This window comes from Shinella daejeonensis, assembly GCF_024281235.1.
GTDB classification, from domain to species: domain Bacteria; phylum Pseudomonadota; class Alphaproteobacteria; order Rhizobiales; family Rhizobiaceae; genus Shinella; species Shinella daejeonensis.
Window position 1 is genome coordinate 59,313 of the sequence record NZ_JAHWXY010000007.1, and the last position, 17,719, is coordinate 77,031.

20 protein-coding genes and 1 pseudogene are annotated in these 17,719 nt (G+C 61.2%); 9 read left to right on the forward strand and 12 right to left on the reverse strand.

Annotated elements, in window-relative coordinates; all coding sequences use genetic code 11:
• Nucleotides 1-821: 821 nt before the first annotated feature.
• The 5 genes from KYK29_RS16185 to KYK29_RS16205 form a co-directional block, all read right to left on the reverse strand.
• The gene (locus tag KYK29_RS16185; protein WP_010398620.1) at nucleotides 822-1,310 is read right to left on the reverse strand and encodes a DUF411 domain-containing protein; all 489 of its coding nucleotides are present in this window, start codon (nucleotides 1,308-1,310) and stop codon (nucleotides 822-824) included.
• Between the two features lie 50 nt (nucleotides 1,311-1,360).
• Complete coding sequence (locus tag KYK29_RS16190) at nucleotides 1,361-3,766, reverse strand: heavy metal translocating P-type ATPase (protein ID WP_302795589.1); 2,406 nt, start codon at nucleotides 3,764-3,766, stop codon at nucleotides 1,361-1,363.
• Between the two features lie 98 nt (nucleotides 3,767-3,864).
• Complete coding sequence (locus KYK29_RS16195; protein WP_254691937.1) at nucleotides 3,865-4,836, reverse strand: cation diffusion facilitator family transporter; 972 nt, start codon at nucleotides 4,834-4,836, stop codon at nucleotides 3,865-3,867.
• A 57-nt stretch (nucleotides 4,837-4,893) separates the two neighbouring features.
• Nucleotides 4,894-6,402 (reverse strand): multicopper oxidase family protein, encoded by a 1,509-nt coding sequence (locus tag KYK29_RS16200; RefSeq protein WP_254691938.1) that lies wholly within the window; start codon nucleotides 6,400-6,402, stop codon nucleotides 4,894-4,896.
• 74 nt (nucleotides 6,403-6,476) lie between these two features.
• Nucleotides 6,477-6,857: a hypothetical protein gene (locus KYK29_RS16205; RefSeq protein ID WP_254691939.1), complete on the reverse strand. Its 381-nt coding sequence runs from the start codon at nucleotides 6,855-6,857 to the stop codon at nucleotides 6,477-6,479.
• A gap of 94 nt (nucleotides 6,858-6,951) precedes the next feature.
• Between KYK29_RS16205 and KYK29_RS16210 the strand changes: the two genes are divergently transcribed.
• On the forward strand, nucleotides 6,952-7,413 hold the full coding sequence (locus KYK29_RS16210) for a c-type cytochrome (RefSeq protein WP_254691940.1): 462 nt from the start codon (nucleotides 6,952-6,954) through the stop codon (nucleotides 7,411-7,413).
• Nucleotides 7,414-7,503: 90 nt separating this feature from the next.
• Here the strand turns inward: KYK29_RS16210 and KYK29_RS16215 are convergent, their stop codons facing one another.
• The 5 genes from KYK29_RS16215 to KYK29_RS16235 are packed head-to-tail and all read right to left on the reverse strand — an operon-like array spanning nucleotide 7,504 to nucleotide 12,173.
• Nucleotides 7,504-7,728 carry a hypothetical protein gene (locus KYK29_RS16215; RefSeq protein WP_254691941.1) on the reverse strand — a complete coding sequence of 75 codons (225 nt, stop codon included), beginning with the start codon at nucleotides 7,726-7,728 and terminating at the stop codon, nucleotides 7,504-7,506.
• Nucleotides 7,729-7,730: 2 nt separating this feature from the next.
• The gene (cueR, locus tag KYK29_RS16220) at nucleotides 7,731-8,246 is read right to left on the reverse strand and encodes a Cu(I)-responsive transcriptional regulator (RefSeq protein ID WP_254691942.1); all 516 of its coding nucleotides are present in this window, start codon (nucleotides 8,244-8,246) and stop codon (nucleotides 7,731-7,733) included.
• 20 nt (nucleotides 8,247-8,266) lie between these two features.
• Complete coding sequence (locus KYK29_RS16225) at nucleotides 8,267-9,373, reverse strand: FAD-binding oxidoreductase (protein WP_367881003.1); 1,107 nt, start codon at nucleotides 9,371-9,373, stop codon at nucleotides 8,267-8,269.
• On the reverse strand, nucleotides 9,297-9,560 hold the full coding sequence (locus KYK29_RS16230) for a glutaredoxin family protein (protein ID WP_254691943.1): 264 nt from the start codon (nucleotides 9,558-9,560) through the stop codon (nucleotides 9,297-9,299). Before KYK29_RS16230 ends, KYK29_RS16225 begins: the two co-directional genes overlap by 77 nt.
• Nucleotides 9,561-9,614: 54 nt before the next feature.
• The gene (locus KYK29_RS16235; protein WP_254691944.1) at nucleotides 9,615-12,173 is read right to left on the reverse strand and encodes a heavy metal translocating P-type ATPase; all 2,559 of its coding nucleotides are present in this window, start codon (nucleotides 12,171-12,173) and stop codon (nucleotides 9,615-9,617) included.
• Nucleotides 12,174-12,335: 162 nt separating this feature from the next.
• Between KYK29_RS16235 and KYK29_RS16240 the strand changes: the two genes are divergently transcribed.
• Together KYK29_RS16240 and copM are read left to right on the forward strand one after the other, a co-directional pair.
• Entirely contained in the window at nucleotides 12,336-12,530 is a 195-nt protein-coding gene (locus tag KYK29_RS16240; RefSeq protein WP_254691945.1) for a heavy-metal-associated domain-containing protein, read from the forward strand.
• Nucleotides 12,531-12,544: 14 nt separating this feature from the next.
• Nucleotides 12,545-12,949 carry a CopM family metallochaperone gene (gene copM, locus KYK29_RS16245; protein WP_254691946.1) on the forward strand — a complete coding sequence of 135 codons (405 nt, stop codon included), beginning with the start codon at nucleotides 12,545-12,547 and terminating at the stop codon, nucleotides 12,947-12,949.
• 16 nt (nucleotides 12,950-12,965) lie between these two features.
• Here copM and KYK29_RS16250 read toward each other — a convergent pair whose 3' ends face one another.
• Nucleotides 12,966-13,229, reverse strand: a complete 264-nt coding sequence (locus KYK29_RS16250; RefSeq protein ID WP_254691947.1) for a hypothetical protein — start codon at nucleotides 13,227-13,229, stop codon at nucleotides 12,966-12,968.
• Nucleotides 13,230-13,413: 184 nt separating this feature from the next.
• Here KYK29_RS16250 and KYK29_RS16255 point away from each other — a divergent pair, with 184 nt between their 5' ends.
• From KYK29_RS16255 to KYK29_RS16270, 4 genes are all read left to right on the forward strand, one after another.
• Entirely contained in the window at nucleotides 13,414-13,689 is a 276-nt protein-coding gene (locus KYK29_RS16255; RefSeq protein ID WP_254691948.1) for a metal-sensitive transcriptional regulator, read from the forward strand.
• A gap of 18 nt (nucleotides 13,690-13,707) precedes the next feature.
• Nucleotides 13,708-14,472, forward strand: a complete 765-nt coding sequence (locus KYK29_RS16260; protein WP_254691949.1) for a glutaredoxin family protein — start codon at nucleotides 13,708-13,710, stop codon at nucleotides 14,470-14,472.
• 12 nt (nucleotides 14,473-14,484) lie between these two features.
• Entirely contained in the window at nucleotides 14,485-14,982 is a 498-nt protein-coding gene (locus tag KYK29_RS16265; RefSeq protein WP_254691950.1) for a DUF305 domain-containing protein, read from the forward strand.
• Between the two features lie 340 nt (nucleotides 14,983-15,322).
• Nucleotides 15,323-15,790 carry a cytochrome b gene (locus tag KYK29_RS16270; protein ID WP_302795590.1) on the forward strand — a complete coding sequence of 156 codons (468 nt, stop codon included), beginning with the start codon at nucleotides 15,323-15,325 and terminating at the stop codon, nucleotides 15,788-15,790.
• A gap of 55 nt (nucleotides 15,791-15,845) precedes the next feature.
• Here the strand turns inward: KYK29_RS16270 and KYK29_RS16275 are convergent.
• Nucleotides 15,846-16,025 (reverse strand): annotated as a pseudogene (locus tag KYK29_RS16275) (site-specific integrase); the annotation flags it as partial.
• 744 nt (nucleotides 16,026-16,769) lie between these two features.
• Here KYK29_RS16275 and KYK29_RS16280 point away from each other — a divergent pair.
• Both KYK29_RS16280 and KYK29_RS16285 read left to right on the forward strand, forming a co-directional pair.
• The gene (locus KYK29_RS16280; protein WP_254691952.1) at nucleotides 16,770-17,102 is read left to right on the forward strand and encodes a four-helix bundle copper-binding protein; all 333 of its coding nucleotides are present in this window, start codon (nucleotides 16,770-16,772) and stop codon (nucleotides 17,100-17,102) included.
• A gap of 39 nt (nucleotides 17,103-17,141) precedes the next feature.
• Nucleotides 17,142-17,627: a DUF305 domain-containing protein gene (locus KYK29_RS16285; RefSeq protein WP_254691953.1), complete on the forward strand. Its 486-nt coding sequence runs from the start codon at nucleotides 17,142-17,144 to the stop codon at nucleotides 17,625-17,627.
• Nucleotides 17,628-17,719: the final 92 nt, after the last annotated feature.

Sequence of the window (17,719 nt, forward strand, 5' to 3'; positions counted from 1 at the left end):
GCGGATGAAGAGATTTTAGGAGGAGGCCTCGATCGCCTTGGCGCTGGGGAAACCCGGCACCCAGGTTCGCGATGCAGTCAGTTCGACGGCCAATGAACGATGCGGTGAGTGTCGTTACTCGGCTTGCGCCAGCGCAATCAGGCAGCCTGCCAGCAACACTGGCGAAAGGGCGAGTGCAGTTCGTTTCATTGTTTTCATCCCTTGATACCGGAGGGCCGGCGTCATTAATCGACGCATGCGCCCGTGGTCGTCTGTCGGTTGTTCAATAGCCGGTCGACTGAGGGACCCAGGGCCAAAGCCCGCCCTCAGTCATACGCGCCTACGCCGATGTGTTCAGACGTGGAGGTCTCAGGATGCCTGGAAGAACTCGCCCGATATGGTTCGGAACTAGGAGACGCAGATGTTCGCTGCTTGCATGAGGAGTCAGCGACTGGCTCTCGGGAGTAATGGCGGCGACTAGACAGGTCGGACAGCAGTCGACCACGCCCGATACCGTATTGTCCTGTTCGCAGTGTTTGATGGAGGCTTCGTGCCCGTAGTCAGACGAATGGGTATAGGCGCAAGGCTGCGCCATTGTAGTAATGGCGACATCGTGATGGGCAGAGCGTCCGCTCGGGCCCGCATGCGCCAGTGGCTGCAGAAAAAAGGCGCTGACAGCGAGCAGCAGGAGCGCCGTCGACAGATGTCGCAACCAGTCGCTTGGCAATCGAAACGCCACTTGGGCACGCCCGTTCACGCTGAGGCCCACTCGGATGGGACACGCTGGAGCATGGTCTAACAGTAGGCCGGTCATGAGTTGAACGATCATGTGCTGACTCCGATCAAACCTCCTGCGCGCCGAGAAAACGCAAAAACACGTTGCGGCCGGAAGCGTTGAACAGCAGCACCTCATACGGCTCCGGCTCTACACCGGGGAAGTCCATGCCAGGTGAACCAGCCGGCATGCCCGGCACCGCAAGGCCGATGGCCTTTGGCCGCTCGGCCAGCAAGCGACGCACGGCGGCTGCCGGGACATGGCCTTCGATCACATATCCGTCCACCTCGGCGGTATGGCAAGAGACAAGGTCGGCTGGCACACCCAGTTGCTGTTTCAGGTTGAACACATCGTCAGATTCGATCACGCGCACCGGAAACCCCGCCGCCTTGATATGGTCCGACCAGCCGTCGCAGCAGCCACAATTGGGGTCCTTGGTGACCTTGACCAGCGGCAGCGTCTCAGCCCGCAGGTAGCCGGACAAGGACAAAGCTAGAGGAAACGCGCCGGCAGCCGCCAAAAGGACGCGTCGGCTGATGGTGAGATCGCTTTGCATCGTCAAACCTCGATCGTGGATTTCATTGTCTCGCCGTCGTTTTGTCGCCCTCACAGTTTCACCCCTCGCAGTCGCGCCGCATTGGCGATCACGCTGACCGATGACAGTGCCATGGCGGCGGCGGCGATGATCGGCGACAAGAGGATTCCGAAGAACGGATAGAGCAGCCCGGCCGCAACCGGCACGCCCAACGCGTTGTAGATGAAGGCGAAGAACAGGTTCTGACGGATGTTGCCCATCACCGCTTTCGAAAGTCGCCGGGCACGCACGATGCCAGTCAGATCGCCCTTGAGCAGGGTGACACCGGCGCTTTCCATCGCCACATCGGTGCCGGTGCCCATGGCGATGCCGACATCGGCCGCAGCCAGTGCCGGCGCGTCGTTGACGCCGTCACCCGCCATTGCCACCACTTCGCCCGCCGCCTTGTGCCGCTGCACGACCGCGCTCTTCTGATCGGGCAGAACCTCCGCTTCGACCTCGTCGATGCCGAGCTGGCGGGCGACGGCCTTCGCGGTGGTCCAGTTGTCGCCGGTCAGCATGACAACCCGGATGCCTTGCGCCTTCAGCGCGGCTAGGGCCTCGGGCGTCGATGGCTTGACCGGATCGGCGATGGCGAAAATCGCGGCGACGCGGTCATCCACGCCCATGAAGATTGCGGTCGCGCCGTCCTCGCGCAGCCGGTCGGCCTCCTCGGCCAGCGGCGCGACATCGACGCCCTGCTCGGCAAGGAATTTCGCATTGCCCAGCGGAATGCGCTTGCCATCCACCACCCCGATCGCGCCCTTGCCTGTGGGCGAGTCGAAATCCACAACCGGCGCCATCGCGATCCCGCGCTCCTCGGCAGCGCGCACGATGGCCAGCGCCAGCGGATGCTCGCTGGCGCGTTCGACGCTGGCGGCCAGCCGCAGCGCCTCCTCCTTGGTGAAGCCTGGCGCCGGCACAATGGCAGTGACGGCGGGCCGGCCCTCGGTCAGCGTGCCGGTCTTGTCGACGATGATGGTGTCGACCTTCTCCATATGCTCCAACGCCTCGGCGTTCTTGATTAGAACGCCCGCCTGTGCGCCGCGGCCGACGCCGACCATGATCGACATCGGCGTCGCTAGCCCCAGCGCGCAGGGACAGGCGATGATCAGGACCGAGACCGCCGCGATCAGACCGAATGAGAAGCGCGGCTCCGGCCCCCAAATCGACCACACGATGAAGGCAAGGACCGCGACCACGATCACCGCCGGCACGAACCAGCCCGACACCTGGTCGGCAAGCCGCTGGATCGGGGCACGGCTGCGCTGCGCCTCGGCGACGAGCTGGACGATCTGGGACAGCATGGTGTCGCGGCCGACCTTCTTCGCCTCGATCACCAGCGCCCCCGACTGGTTCATGGTGCCACCAATGGCCGTGGAACCGACCTCCTTGGTCACCGGCATCGACTCACCTGTCACCATCGACTCGTCCACGGCGCTGCGGCCTTCCAGCACCTCGCCATCCACCGGGACTTTCTCGCCGGGCCGGACCCGCAGGCGGTCGCCGACTTGGACGGCGTCGAGCTGCGCCTCCTCCTCGCTGCCGTCGTCACGAATGATCCGGGCGGTCTTGGGGGCAAGGTCGAGCAGCGCACGGATCGCGCCGCTGGTGCTTTCGCGCGCACGCAATTCCAGCACCTGTCCGAGCAGAACAAGCACGGTGATGACCGCCGCCGCCTCGAAATAGACCGCGACCGAGCCGTCGGCTTGCCGGAACGCATCCGGGAAGATGTCAGGCGCCAATGTGGCAACGATGCTGTAGAGCCATGCCGTGCCGGTGCCCATGGCGATCAGGGTGAACATGTTGAGGCTGCGGTTGACCAGCGACTGCCAGCCGCGCTGAAAGAACGGCCAACCCGCCCAGAGAACAACCGGGGACGCTAGAATCAATTGCCACCAGTTCGACGCCTGCTGACCGATGACATGCGTCAGCCCAAACAGGTGCCCGCCCATCTCGAGGATGAACACCGGGATCGTCAGAGCGAGGCCGATCCAGAACCGACGCGTCATGTCGATCAGTTCCTCGTTCGGTCCGGCGTCGAGGCTGACCAGCACCGGCTCCAGCGCCATTCCGCAAATCGGGCATGATCCGGGGCCGACCTGCCGAATCTCTGGGTGCATCGGGCAGGTGTAGATCGTCCCCTCGGGAACCGGCGCGGTCTTCTCTGCCGCAGATTCTGGATCGAGATACCGTTCCGGATCGGCCAGGAACTTTGTTCGGCACCCAGCCGAGCAGAAGTAATAGGGCCGACCGGCATGTTCAGCCTTGTGCTCGGTCGTATGTGGATCGACCATCATGCCGCAGACCGGGTCCTTAACCTTGTGGGCTGCGTCCTGCGCGACAGCCGTGTGGTCATGCACATGATCGTGCACATGCCCGTGGGCCGAATGATCGTGCGGATGCTTCTCGTGATCGTGTTCTGTCTTTCTGGTCATTTTCACGCCTCCCCGGCGTTTTCATCCTGAGTTTACGTTTCACCTGTTCTGCGCGTTCCAATCGTTGGAAGGTCAAGAGGTGATCGGAAAAACGGGAGTCAGTGACTATCGTGAATGTTTCGAACCTTGGTCTGTTCTGGCCCGGAATGTGACTGCATGATATCGATGTCGGCTGCTGTCTCCTCACCGTCGAGACAATATTCCTCGATCTGTAACGTTGAGAAATAGATGTTGAATCGCTCGCGCAGGAGATTATTCGCCTGCCGCAGCACCCGCTCACCGTCCTGCCAGTCCCGCACGCAGATGTGGCTTGAGAAGACATTCCGCCCGGATGTCAGGCTCCAGGCATGGACGTGATGCACATCCGTAACTCCCTCCAGCCCTCGGATGGCCTCGATCGTGGCTTCCAGGTCGAGATCTTCCGGCGTGCCTTGCAACAGGATATGCAATGCCTCGCGCAGAATGCCCCAGGAAGCCCATAGCAGCACTAGCCCGAAGGCCATGCCAAGCAGCGGGTCGATGGCCAGAAAGCCCGTGAACCGGATCACCAGCGCCGAGATGATGATCAGGAAGCTGCCGATGAAGGTCTGCAGGATGTGCCAATACGCGCCGCGCATGTTCAGGTTGCCCTTCTGGCGTTCGTAGAGCAACCAGAGCGCAACAACCTCGGTGGCGATCCCGCCCGCAGCGGCGAACAGCATTGGCGTCGTGGCCAGTTCGATTGGCTCCATGAGGCGCATCGCACCCATCCACAGCACTACAAGAGCCATCACGATGAGAAACAGGCCGTTGAAAAGGGCACCAAGAATCTCGGCCCGGACATAGCCGAAGGTGCGCGCCGGGCTGGATTTCCGCTCAGTCAGGCGCAGCGCGACCAGCGCGATAAGGACGCCGCCCACGGCCGAGAAGGTGTGGAAGGCATCGGAAATGACGGCGACTGAGCCTGTCCAAATGCCGATGCCGAGTTCGACTATAAAATAAAGCCCGGTGAGCCAACCCGAGATGACAAGTATCTTGCGGTCGCCGCCCGCGGGCACGTGACCGGCATGGCCGCCGTGAGACATCGACATGAGTCCGCCTCCTTGTTGCTGAAGGAGAACGCCGGAATCCGGCGTTCTCGGTTTGGCCTATGCGCTGACCGCGAATTCGGTCATCATGCCGGTTTCGAGATGCGGCATGTGGTGGCAATGCAACATCCAGCGCGCCGCCTCACCGGCGTCGAGCGCCACATCGACCATCGACATCGGCGGCACATAGACCGTGTCGCGCAACGCGCCCGCGACCGCACGTCCGTTCAGCCCGACGACCTGGAAGACATGCCCGTGCAGATGCATCGGGTGACCCATCATCGACATGTTGTGAAAGGACAGCACTACCCGCTCACCGCTGCGCGCGGCTATCGGGCGATGCTGTCCCCAGACGGCTCCGTCGATCGTCCAGACATAGGGCTGCATCGAGCCGCCCAGCATCACCATATGGCTGCGGTCCACCGGCCGATCCGGCAGCGCCTCCGCCGCGAGCAGACGCGACTCCTGCGCCAGATCGGTGTCGAAGGCGGGGGCTTCCGATTCAGCCACGGCATCGATGCGCCGGATTTCGGCACCCTGCGTGGCAAGGATCAGGCCGGTGCGCTCACGCGCGCCTTCCCGCAGCGCGAGGATCGGCCAAGCGCCGCCCTCGTTCGGCAGGTCGATCTCCAGATCGAGCCGCTGGCCCATGGCCAGGCCGAAGCGCGTGCCAGAAACCGGCTGAACCGCATGTCCGTCCACCGCAACAAGCCGCGCCTGCGCCTCGCCGGTCTCGATCCAGAACACTGTCGCCGCGGCGGCGTTGATCACACGCAGGCGGACGCGCCCGCCGCGCTCGACCTGCACCACCTCGGGGTCCGACAGCGTGCGGTCATTGGCAAGATAGGCGTCCCAGTCGTAGTCATTGAGGTCCATCGCCATGCCGTCCATGGCACCCATCCCCATCATGCCGCCCATGGCGCCGTGATCCATGCCTTCCATCGGCATGTTCCCCATGGCGCCATGATCCATACCCGCCATGCCGCCCATGCCCGCGCCGTGGCCGCCTCCATGGCCGTCTGCCGTCCCATGGCCGTCGAGGATCTCGGCCATCACTTCCTCGGGCGCCTTGAACGAGAAGTCATGCAGGAAAAGCACTACTTCCTGACGGTCGGCGCTGATATCCTCGGCGCTGCGCACGATCAGCGGTGCTGCCAGAAGGCGCATTTCGTGCAGCGGCACATGCGCGTGCATCCAGTAGGTGCCGGGCAGCGGTGCAAAGTCATAGGCGCGCGTCTCGCCGGGTGCGAGCATAGGCAAGGGCATGTCGGGCACGCCATCCTGTGCGTTGGGCGGGATCTGGCCGTGCCAGTGGATCAGCGTTTCAACATCGAGATCGTTGCGCAGATCCACCCGGAACCGCGCGCCAGGGTCGAGCGTCAAGCCCTGTCCGGCCGGGCCGGCAAGGCCCCAAACGGTGGCGGCGCGACCGTCGATGTCCAGCACCCGGCTGGCGGCGTGCAAGGGCAGCGGGGCGATGCCCTGCGCCGACGCGATTCGGGGCAAATGCGCAGAGGCCAGCATGGCTGCGCCAGCGGCAAGAAAGCCGCGTCGTGAAATGGTATTCATGGTCGTCTCCTCGGGACAGTTAGTCCCGTTCTTCAAAGCCGATGGGCGCCGCAGGCCGCAGCCCGGGCACGTGATCAGAGGAGACGGAGTTTGGGAGGTCGTTCGTTCAGTCCGGGTGCGCGGCTGGCAAGGATGGCATCAGCGGGCAGGGCATGGCTGACAGGCCCGTAATCGCTGCCAGAGCCCTCGCCGGGCAAGGTCAGGAAGACCGAAAGACCGGTGCAAAGCAGCGCACAGCTTGCGACGTCACCTGCTCCACAGTGCTGGTAGCCCTCACAGGGATTTTCGCTGCCAGCCACAGCGTGCATCATCTCGGCGACATGCACCGAGTGATCCGGCTCCGCGCTCAAGCGCGCCGCATGCGCAGACGTCACCGTCGTGATGACGGTGATCGCGAGGACGGCAAGCATGGTGACGAAGCGCGCGAACATGCCGGAAAGATAGGCGCTGGTCACGGGAATGTCCATTGCCTGTGGCATCATACCTCTGGCAGATATTCAAGCTCGGCATGCAGCCAACTAAAATTCCTTACCACCAATCATACAAATCATGCGAAAAGAGTTCCGTAATATTCTGTGGCCCGGCTTACTGCTCGGAGGGGTGCTCCTCGCGCTCCTTGCTGGCTGGCATCAGGCACGTAGCGCATCCACTGCCGCGGCATCTGTGGAAATCATCCAACAAGGCCGGCAGGTTTACACGGCCCAATGCGCCTCCTGCCACGGTGCGGATCTGGAGGGACAGCCTGACTGGAAATCGCCCCTTCCCTCCGGCCGGCTGCCGGCGCCTCCCCATGATGAGAGTGGCCACACATGGCACCACGCCGATGAACTCCTGTTCCGCATCGTCAAGGAAGGCACCGCAGCCGTCGTCGGGGGCAACTACGAAAGCGACATGCCCGGCTTTGCCGATGTTCTGACCGATGCAGAGATTCAGTCTGTCCTCGCTTTTATCAAGAGTACCTGGCCGGAACGAGAGCTCGGATACCAGGAGGAAGTTTCACGCCGCCGCTGAGTTTCGGAGTCCACCGCCCACGCGGGCAGCTGTTGACCTGCGAAGTCGGCATTGGCCCGTCCCGTTTTCCGGCTCATCCACCCTTGGATCTCACTGAACGGATGATGACTTAATGAGGCCGCTGACATTTCTCGGAGGCGCGGGAAGTTCGCCGATAGCCAGATAAGCTTGAGACAACGGCTTGTAAGAAGATGCGGCGCCATGCTGTCGCGTATCAATCAATTCAAGGGCCTGCAAAAGCTTCTCGGCAACTTCCATGTCGCCATCCGAACATGCCCGTTTGAACAGGTGCAGAATTTCGCCGGCAAGGATCATGGCTATCGCTCCCTGGCTCCGTGGCCGCTCAGTTTTACCTTCGCCGAAACGACGGGCCTCGTGTGCTCGAATCTGTTCCCCGTCGCGTCAAAATGATGACGGTTGCTTGAGGGGCTGGTCTCGATGCCGACATTGGTCGCCAGCTCGTCGATGATCGGGCAGTCTGGTCGAGCATTGCCCCGACAGTTATTGGCAAGGTGCTTGAGCGTCATACTCATCTCCTTGAGTTCGCGCGCCTTCCGTTCAAGCTCTTCGACATGCTCGAGCGCAACGCGCTTGACGTCCGCGCTCGCCCGGTCTCGGTCTCGCCAGAGTGCAAGCAATTCCGTCATTTTCTCGACCGAGAAACCGAGATCGCGCGCACGCCTGATAAAACGCAAGGTATGCACGTCCTTGTCGGAGTAATCCCGGTATCCACTATCCGTTCGCGACGCTTCCGCGATCAATCCGATCGACTCGTAGTAGCGGATCATTTTCGCCGAGACGCCCGATGCCGCCGCTGCTTTTCCGATGTTCATAGTCAGTTCCTTTCATCCACTTATGTAGGCGCTTCTTCGGGCGTAAAAAATACGTCCGCATGTATGTCCTCGCCGCGCAAGCCCAACTCGCGAAGCATGATGCCGGAGGCATCGATCATGGCTGGCGGTCCGGCCATATATGCCTTCCAACCATCGAGGTCCTGCACGTCACTCACGATCGCATCCGTTACCAAGCCGGTTCGGAAGTGATCGGATCGGCTCACTTCCGAAAGCACGGGTGTGAAGGTGAGGTTGTCGTAGGCGCTCGCCAGAAGACTGAAATGTTCGACCAGATAGAGATCGCGCTCCGTCCGTGCCCCGAAATAAAGATGGATCGGCTGCCGCAGGCCGCTTACCAGTGCCGTTTCGACAATCGACTTGATCGGCGCCAGTCCCGATCCGCCGGCAACTGCCAGAATCGGTCCCGTATGCTGTTCGCGCAGAAACGAGCTGCCGAGAGGACCGCGAACCGTAACCTCGTCACCGACCTTGAGCGATCTGGCGACGTGTTCGCTAGTCGCTCCGCCAGGCACATGCCTTATGTGGAATTCGAGACAGAATCGACCCGGCCGGTTCGCCATCGAATAGTCACGCGTCGGAACGCCGTCGAACGTCACCTGCGCATACTGGCCCGCCCTGAACGCGACAGCCTCTCCTGATTCGACTTCCAGGCTGATCTGCCGGATGTCATGGGTCGCGTCGTCGATCGCGACGACCCGCGTCCGAAAGGTGCGGACGGGAAGATCAAGCTGTTCCTCGTCCTCGTCGAGCCATGCGACCGTGCAGTCCGTAAGCGGCTGCGCGCGGCATGCGAGGATCAATCCCTGAGCCCGCTCATCGTCCGTCAGGGAAAAGCGCGTGTGCGGCAGAAGGTCGACCTCGCCGCTGAGCAATCGGGACTTGCAGGAGCCGCAGCGACCCGAAACGGCCTCCATGAGGGTATGCGATCCCTTCTTCCAGCGCCGTCTCCAGAATGGTTCGGCCGTCCGGCACGTCGATGGTGCGCGCCGCCTGCCGGATTTCGATTCGTCTTGCCATGACAATCTCCCCTCAGGCGATGTTCGATGACAGAGCCTCTGCAAGGCGGGGTTTCTGGTCGGCGAAGGTTCCGTAGAAAACCTGTTCATTGACGATGGTGATCGGGGCAACGCGCACGCCGGTCCGCGCTTTCGCCTCTTCGGCGATCTGCGGACCTGACAGGTCCCGCTCTTCGAACGGCACACCCTGATCTGTAAGCCACCGCTTGACGGCATGGCAATCGGGGCAGGTTGGCGTTGTATAAAGCAGCACCGACGGAGTTCCTGAGTTGGTCATCGCTTCATTCCTTTCGCAGATGTGGCGAGCCTGCCGAAGCAGGCTCGTTTGTTCTTATACCGCGGGTGCAAGTTCCGGCTGACGGTGCCGGACGGCACCGCTTTCAGCCTGTGCGGGGGCGCGGAAGGTCTTGAGCCTCAGCGCATTGCCGAGCACGAAGACGCTCGACAGGGCCATCGCGCCGGCGGCGAAGACCGGCGACAGCAGGATACCGTAAGCCGGATAGAGCAGGCCAGCGGCAACGGGGATCAGAGCCGTGTTGTAGGCAAAGGCCCAAAACAGGTTCTGCCGGATGTTGCCGATCGTCGCCTTGGACAACGCGATCGCGTTCGGCACGCCTTGCAGGCTGCCCGACATCAGCACCACGTCGGCGGCCTCGATGGCAATGTCCGTGCCGGTGCCGATGGCAAGGCCCACATCCGCCTCGGCCAGTGCCGGAGCGTCATTGATGCCGTCGCCGACGAAGGCGACCTTGCCATGCTCGGCCTTGAGGCGGCGTACCGCGTCGACCTTGCCGTCCGGCAGCACTTCGGCCACCACCTCGTCGATTCCCAGGCGCTTGGCGATAGCCTCGGCCGTGCGTTTGTTGTCGCCGGTGATCATCGCGACCTTGAGGCCGAGATCGTGCAGCGCCTTGATCGCCGCAGGCGTCGTCTCCTTGATCGGATCGGCCACGGCGATGATCGCCGCGAGCTTGCCCTCGATCGCCGCATAGAGCGGCGATTTACCCTCGTCGCCGAGGCGTTCGGCGACCCTGGAGAACGCAGCGACATCGTGGCCGAGTTCGCTCATATAGCGGTCAGCACCAATTTCGACCCGCTTGCCACCGGCCGTAGCCTTCACGCCGAACCCCGTCACAGATTCGAAGTCCAACACGTCCGGCAGTGAGATGTTCTCTGCGGCGGCCGCGTCCACGATCGCACGAGCGATCGGGTGTTCGGACTTGACCTCGACGGCAGCTACCAGACCCAAGACGTCTGCACGTTCAAATCCAGCCGCCAGTTCCAGATCGGTCAGAGCCGGTTTGCCTTCCGTCAACGTGCCCGTCTTGTCGACTGCAACGACTTTGGCGTCTTTCAGCAACTGGAGCGCTTCACCCTTGCGGAAAAGCACGCCCAGCTCGGCACCGCGGCCCGTGCCAACCATGATCGAGGTTGGTGTAGCCAGACCCATGGCGCAAGGGCAGGCGATAATCAGAACCGCGACGGCGTTGACCAACGCGAAAGTGAGCGCGGGCGACGGGCCAAACCACAACCAGGCAACAAAGGTGAGAATCGCCACCACAAACACCGCCGGCACGAAATACATCGTCACCTTGTCGACCAGCGCCTGGATCGGCAGCTTCGACCCTTGCGCTTCTTCCACCATGCGGATGATCTGCGACAGAACGGTGTTGCCGCCGACAGCCGTCGCACGGATGGCGAATGCGCCTTTCTGGTTCACCGTTCCGGCCACGACCTCGCTGCCGTTCTTCTTGGAGACGGGGATCGGTTCTCCCGTGATCATCGATTCGTCGACATAGCTTTCGCCTTCGATGAGGTCGCCATCCACCGGGATGCGATCGCCAGGACGAACCTCGACGATATCTCCCGACAGGACGGAATCGATCGGCAACTCGACCGTCTTTCCGTCCCTGCGCACACGGGCCATCTTGGCCTGGAGGCCGACAAGACGCTTGATCGCCTCGGAAGTGCGTCCCTTAGCACGGGCCTCCAGCAGACGGCCGAGCAGGATCAGCGTCACGATGACGGCGGCGGCCTCGAAATAGACGTTCACCGTTCCGGCGGGCAGGAAACCTGGCGCGAAGGTCGCGACCAGCGAGTAGCCATAGGCTGCCATCGTGCCGACCGCGACCAGGGAGTTCATGTCGGGGGCGAGCCGCCACAGTGCCGGAAACCCCTTGTCGTAAAAGCGGATGCCCGGCACGAACAGGACAATGGTCGTCAGCACGAACTGGAGATACCAATTCGTCTGCATGCCGATCGTTGATGCGATCAGGTCGTGCATGCCTGGAATGACGTGCGAGCCCATCTCCAGAATGAAGACAGGCACGGTCAGCACCGCAGCAATCGTGAAATCGCGTGTCAGTTCACGGCGTTCCGCGTCCTTCTTTTCGGCGCGATCATCCGTCTCGGCTGCGCTACTCCCTGCCGCCGTGGCGATCACCCAGGCTTCGTATCCCGCACCCTCAATAGCAGACACCAAAGCCGCCGCATCGGCGCTGCCCTGGATCGTGGCCTTCTCGGTCGCGAGGTTGACGACGGCATTGGTGACGCCGGGTACGGCCTTGAGCGCCTTTTCGACGCGTCCCACGCAGGATGCGCAGGTCATGCCCTCGATCGCCACTTCAAGCGAGGCTGCCGCCGGCGTGGAGAAGCTTGCCGCAACCTCATAGCCTACATCCTCCACGGCCTTGACGAGCGTGGTAGGATCGACCGCGGCGTTCGTGGTGATACTCGCCTTTTCGGTCGCCAGATTGACGACCGCATCGGCGACGCCAGGCACTGCCTTGAGGGCTCTTTCGACACGACCTACGCAGGATGCACAGGTCATCCCCTCAATGGGGAGTGATATCGTTCCAGACAGATCTGTTGCTCGAACGGGGGCATTCATAGCCGCCTCCTTTTTTTTGTCCCGAAATTCCAGTTCAGACAGAAGATGGGGCTTCCAACCATGGGAAGGTCAAGAGGGCCAAAAGAGAAAAATCGCTATTGACCTTCCCATGGTTGGAAGCCCCACATTTGGCAACGTGAGACCGAAATAAGGAGAATTCTCATGGAACTCAGAATCGAGAACATGACCTGCGGCGGCTGCGCGAAATCCGTCACCAAGGCTATCCAATCAGTCGACCCCACCGCCAGGGTGGAAGCGAATCCGGAGGCGCGCGCGGTTAAGGTCGAGACGACTGCCACCGCGGGGGCAATTCAGCAGGTTCTCGAAGAAGCAGGCTATCCCGCAACGGTAAACTGACGAGGGACTGCGTCATGAACAAGCTCACCCCGATCTTCATTGCCGGCGCGTTCTTCATTGCCAGCGGACTCGCCTACGCACAGTCTCAGATGGACGAGCCAGGCCCAGGATCGACTATGAATCACGGCGGACATGCCGAACACGGAGCCTCCGCGCTTTCGGACGACCCTGTCATTCGGGCCTACAGGCAAGTCAACGACAAGATGCATGCCGACATGGCGATCGAATTTACGGGCGATGCCGATGAGGATTTCATGCGCGGCATGATCCCCCATCACCAGGGCGCCATCGATATGGCTCGTGTCGTTCTCGAACACGGATCAGACCCCGAGGTGCGAGCACTTGCTGAGGAAGTCATCTCAGCCCAGGAGGCGGAAATCGCGCAGATGCAGGAATGGCTTACCCAGCGCGGCGAATGACAAGGACAAGGGCGGATCACTTCCGCCCTTTTTCTTTGCCGATCACCAACACAATGACTGTCGCCAACGCGAAGGCGGCAAGCGCGCCGTCGGCGCGCCTTTGATCGAGGCAGACATTCGGCATAGAGGCTGAAACATGCCCACGATCCCGTTTCGATGATGGTGTAGCGTCCGCCACATCGATGAAGGACAGTAGCGTGTCGCTCAGATTCCTGAGAGCAAGCAATGCGGATCGTAACTCACCAACAGCGGCGAAAAGGTTCTTGACCCTGATCTTCATGAGTTGAACTCCTTTGCAGTCCTACAAAGATGACCCCTTCCCACCATTGGAAGGTCAACCCACGCAGATAATTTCGCCATTGCTATGCAGTTTGAGAACGCCGGCGATAAGACGCTTTGCTGATCGAATGGAACCGGGGATGGGTGTCGCAAGTTGAATATACCCATACAGGGTATTCTGAAGCATGTGCCAGAAAGACGACAAAGCCCTCCGCGCAAGGCTCAGCCGCATCGAGGGGCAGGTCCGCGGCGTTGGCCAGATGGTGGCCGACGAACGTTACTGCATCGATATCCTGCACCAGATCCACGCCATCAAGGCGGCGCTGTCCAAGGTCGAGACCGAGATCTTGAAGAACCACGCCGCCTCCTGCGTCGAAGAGGCGATCGCGGCGGGCGATGCGAACGCGCAACGTCGCAAGTTCAGCGAGCTGGTCGAGGTGTTCGCAAAAGCAAAGCTCTGATTTCGAAGGACTGACGACATGGCTTCCATCGCAAAACGCGCCGAGCTGCACCGTATGGTGACAGCGGAACACACCTGCCCCTACGGTCTCAAATCGCTCGACCTCCTGAAGCGCGAGGGCTACGAAGTCGACGATCACGAACTGACCTCTCGCGCCGAAATCGACGTCTTCAAGGAAAAGCATGGCGTCGAAACCACGCCGCAGACCTTTATCGACGGCAAGCGCGTCGGCGGTTACGACGATCTGCTCGCCTTCTTCGGCAAGGAGGTCAAGGACAAGGACGCAACGACCTACACCCCCGTGATTGCGCTTTTCGCCATGGCCGCGCTGATGGCCTTGGCGGCGAGTTGGGCGGCGTTCGGCAGCGTTTTCACCGTCGCGGCGGCGGAATGGTTTATCGCCATCGCCATGTGTCTGCTGGCGTTGCAGAAGCTCAAGGACGTGGAGGGCTTCGCCACCATGTTCCTCAACTACGACCTGCTCGCCCAGCGCTGGGTGCGCTATTCCTATGTCTACCCCTTCGCCGAGGCGCTTGCCGGCGTGCTGATGATGGCCGGGGTGTTGATGTGGCTGTCGATCCCGGTCGCCCTCTTCATCGGCACGATCGGCGCGGTTTCGGTGTTCAAGGCCGTCTATATCGACAAGCGGGAACTCAAATGTGCCTGCGTCGGCGGCGATAGCAATGTGCCGCTGGGTTTCGTGTCTCTGACCGAAAACCTGATGATGGTCGGCATGGCGATCTGGATGCTGCTCAAGCCGATGGGCGTCGGGCTCGGCGACTAAGGGAGAATTGAAATGGCACAGTCCTCGCATTCGAGCCACCAGCACCGTGAACATAACGGTCGGCCCTACCTGATGTTCTGGATCAACATGGCGCTCGGCTTGGTCGTCATGTATGTCGTTATGTTCTCGATGATCGACGGGCTCCACGATTTCCGCAACAATCTCAATATGTTCTACATGGCCGTCACCATGTGGGCCCCCATGGGCATCTTCATGCTCGCCACTATGCCCAGAATGTTTCCGCGAAGAGGGCTCAATATCGCCCTTTACATCGTCTTCGTCGGCTTGACAGTCGCTTCGTTCGCCGCCACCCGCGCCCAAACTCTGATCGATGACGAACAATTCATCGATTCGATGATCCCGCACCACTCGGGCGCGATCCTCATGTGTCGGGAAGCTTCTTTAAGCGACGCTGAATTGCTGGCTCTTTGCGAAGAAATCATTGAGGCTCAGAGGAGCGAGATCGAACAAATGGAAACCATCAAGGTACGCCTCGATCAAGAACCTTAAGACCTGCGGACTCGTTGTTAGCACGTCGAAACGAAGCAAGCGGGCGTGAGCAATGGATCGCCCCATAAATGGGCGTAGATACCTCTCTTTGAATCAAAGCGTCGAATGGTCTAATACGGGCCATTGACAGGCCGATTTCATAAGGACGAATAAGAGGCAAAAAGTTTTTGACTTGGGCTACAGGTACGGCGTTCGATCTTAGGATCGAAACATGAGAATTTTAACGAATATGCTCCTTTTCTGTCGAGGAGCAGAAACCAAAGCAGAGAACCAATTTCCTTTGTTCACCTCCACCTCTGGTTCGACACCAAGTAAGTGAATATGTTCCCCTGCGGCGATAATGTCTAAGTATTCCAGTCTTCAGGTTACAATCCATTGGGTTGTTGTCGCCATGATCATTCTCCAATGGTCGACTGCCGGCGCGATCCCGAGAACCCACAATCCACTTCTCCCGCCCGCGGAATGGGACCTTTTCTTGCATATGATCCACAACTACTGTGGCATGGGCATCGGCGCACTGGTGCTGTTGCGCATGGCCCTTCGACTCCGGCAACGGCGTCGCATCAGCCGCTTTAGCGACCTTGTCGCTGCCACCGTTCACTGGGGCCTTTACGCGAGCCTCGCAGCCCAGGCGGCAACTGGTGTGATCGTGGCCTATTTCTGGGCACCTGCCGCATGGAGTCACAAAGCGCTTTGGAACGTGACACTTGTTCTTGTAGGCCTCCACGTCGCAGCCGCATTGTGGCATGGCGTCAGGCGGGACGGCGTAATCGGCAGAATGCTGCCCGGCCGGCGGATCAACAGTTAACCGAACGCCGCTCGATGGATCTGACTTGAGCCTACTACCTTGGGCTGCCGGGATGTCATGCGGCCAGCTTCAAACGCTTCTTCGCCAGCATGGCACGGACGAATTTATCCCATTTCGCCATCCCAGCCCGCTTCTCGGCCATGTAGTTCCAGCGGTCGTAGTGCTTGGAACTGACGTCCTGCAAGGCGTGGCTTTGCAGCCTGTTGCCGATTTCCTTCGGAACGCCGGCCTTGCCGAGACCCGTCTATGAGGCGTTCGGTCCTGTAGTTCGGGAGCCTAGCTGCCATAGTTGCTGCAGGCTTCAATGCCGCAAGTGGGAGCAGAAAAACTTCGAAACGGCTGCCTAGGAATAAGGCTGGAACAGTTTGCCTTCGGAAGAGTTCGTCTGCAATGCAACGGCAAACGACTGGCACGATGGCCGCGTCAGCTTGGCGCAAGCTTGCGAACGTGTTGGCGCTTCTCGCGATCAGCATGTTCGTAGCACATGTGGCGGTCGCCGGAAGTTTTGCGCCATCTGCCCAGGGTCACACCGCCGCTCATGCCGAGCGGTGGGCCACAAGCAGTGCTGCCTCCGAGCCCGTCTGGGGCAATGATCATCCGAGTGTTGTTGGCGAGAAGCATGAGGCCGCCCAGCATGGGACGCTTGCCTGCTGCGGGACGGCCTGTATAGCGGCGCTGATGCCAGATGATGGTCCCCGTCTGGAGGGGCCGCAAAACGTGTCATCGACACCTTCTATCCTGGTCTCCCTGTTGAACGGGTGCGGTCCTGACGGGCCGCGTCGTCCTCCTCGTCTCTTCGCTCTGAGCTGACCGTTTCCCCATCGAGAGCACGCGCCGAAATCGCGTCGCTCGTAGCTAGGCGATGGACGAATGCGGTCAGTCGACGCGAGAGCTTTGTCTCGCGTTCTTGACGGCGGCGAGGGACAGCGCCGCGCTCGCCGCTTCCCACATCCCGGCGCTCCCAAGATGGAGAACCCAGATGCACCAGATATCCCCCGAAATGCAGAGCTGCATAGATGAATGCCTGCGCTGCCATAGCGTCTGCCTTTCGATGGCGATGAATCATTGCCTGGAAGCAGGCGGCCAGCATGTCGAGCCGAACTACTTCCGGCTCATGGCCGCCTGCGCCGAGATCTGTCAGACTTCAGCGAACTTCATGCTGATCGGCACCGACCTTCACAAACGCACTTGCGCGGTCTGCGCCGAAGTCTGCAAGGAGTGCGCTCGGAGCTGCGAACAGATCAGCGACATGCAGGAATGCGTCGATGCTTGCCGCCGTGGTGCCGAAAGCTGCCGGAAGATGGCGGCCTGACCGGCAATGAAACGACTTACAACCTTCAGGAGAACGACCATGCGCAAACTTCAGCTAGCCTCAACCCTCGCCGTACTTCTCGTCGCGTCCCCGGCTCTCGCTCAGGAGGGCGGGACACAGGGGCAGGCCGGCCAGCACGGCCAGATGGCCGATCTGTCGATCCTGCCGCAGGGCTGCCGGGACGCGATCCAGCAGTCCGATGCGTCGGAGACGATGCAGGGCATGGACATGTCGGGCATGATGGGAAGCATGGAAGGCATGAACGAGGCCCAACAGGCCTCCATGCGGGCCATGATGAGGATGAACGTCCCGATGATGGCCACCCACACCATCAAGGACCCCGATCTCGCCTTCCACTGCGGAATGATCGCGCATCATGCGGGCGCCATCGCCATGGCTGAGGTCGAGCTCGAGTACGGCGACGACGAGCAGTCGAAAGCGATGGCTCAGAAGATCATCGACGCTCAAGGTCCGGAAATCGAGGAGATGACCGCCTGGGTCGAGGAGAACGCAGGCCAGCAGTAAGGACTCGGGCCGCCGGAGCTTTAAGCTGCGGCGGCCTCAACGACCGCGACGACGCATGGGGCGCAGCCAGCAGGAGGCGAACCCATGTCGAT

What these genes read in the sequence shown, in the direction of transcription:
- KYK29_RS16185 (WP_010398620.1), bottom strand. Translation starts at nt 1,310, where the DNA reads ATGCAAAGCGATCTCACCATCAGCCGACGCGTCCTTTTGGCGGCTGCC.
- KYK29_RS16190 (WP_302795589.1), bottom strand. Translation starts at nt 3,766, where the DNA reads ATGACCAGAAAGACAGAACACGATCACGAGAAGCATCCGCACGATCAT.
- KYK29_RS16195 (WP_254691937.1), bottom strand. Translation starts at nt 4,836, where the DNA reads ATGTCGATGTCTCACGGCGGCCATGCCGGTCACGTGCCCGCGGGCGGC.
- KYK29_RS16200 (WP_254691938.1), bottom strand. Translation starts at nt 6,402, where the DNA reads ATGAATACCATTTCACGACGCGGCTTTCTTGCCGCTGGCGCAGCCATG.
- KYK29_RS16210 (WP_254691940.1), top strand. Translation starts at nt 6,952, where the DNA reads ATGCGAAAAGAGTTCCGTAATATTCTGTGGCCCGGCTTACTGCTCGGA.
- KYK29_RS16215 (WP_254691941.1), bottom strand. Translation starts at nt 7,728, where the DNA reads ATGATCCTTGCCGGCGAAATTCTGCACCTGTTCAAACGGGCATGTTCG.
- cueR (WP_254691942.1), bottom strand. Translation starts at nt 8,246, where the DNA reads ATGAACATCGGAAAAGCAGCGGCGGCATCGGGCGTCTCGGCGAAAATG.
- KYK29_RS16225 (WP_367881003.1), bottom strand. Translation starts at nt 9,373, where the DNA reads ATGAACAGGTTTTCTACGGAACCTTCGCCGACCAGAAACCCCGCCTTG.
- KYK29_RS16230 (WP_254691943.1), bottom strand. Translation starts at nt 9,560, where the DNA reads ATGACCAACTCAGGAACTCCGTCGGTGCTGCTTTATACAACGCCAACC.
- KYK29_RS16235 (WP_254691944.1), bottom strand. Translation starts at nt 12,173, where the DNA reads ATGAATGCCCCCGTTCGAGCAACAGATCTGTCTGGAACGATATCACTC.
- KYK29_RS16240 (WP_254691945.1), top strand. Translation starts at nt 12,336, where the DNA reads ATGGAACTCAGAATCGAGAACATGACCTGCGGCGGCTGCGCGAAATCC.
- copM (WP_254691946.1), top strand. Translation starts at nt 12,545, where the DNA reads ATGAACAAGCTCACCCCGATCTTCATTGCCGGCGCGTTCTTCATTGCC.
- KYK29_RS16250 (WP_254691947.1), bottom strand. Translation starts at nt 13,229, where the DNA reads ATGAAGATCAGGGTCAAGAACCTTTTCGCCGCTGTTGGTGAGTTACGA.
- KYK29_RS16255 (WP_254691948.1), top strand. Translation starts at nt 13,414, where the DNA reads ATGTGCCAGAAAGACGACAAAGCCCTCCGCGCAAGGCTCAGCCGCATC.
- KYK29_RS16260 (WP_254691949.1), top strand. Translation starts at nt 13,708, where the DNA reads ATGGCTTCCATCGCAAAACGCGCCGAGCTGCACCGTATGGTGACAGCG.
- KYK29_RS16265 (WP_254691950.1), top strand. Translation starts at nt 14,485, where the DNA reads ATGGCACAGTCCTCGCATTCGAGCCACCAGCACCGTGAACATAACGGT.
- KYK29_RS16270 (WP_302795590.1), top strand. Translation starts at nt 15,323, where the DNA reads ATGTCTAAGTATTCCAGTCTTCAGGTTACAATCCATTGGGTTGTTGTC.
- KYK29_RS16280 (WP_254691952.1), top strand. Translation starts at nt 16,770, where the DNA reads ATGCACCAGATATCCCCCGAAATGCAGAGCTGCATAGATGAATGCCTG.
- KYK29_RS16285 (WP_254691953.1), top strand. Translation starts at nt 17,142, where the DNA reads ATGCGCAAACTTCAGCTAGCCTCAACCCTCGCCGTACTTCTCGTCGCG.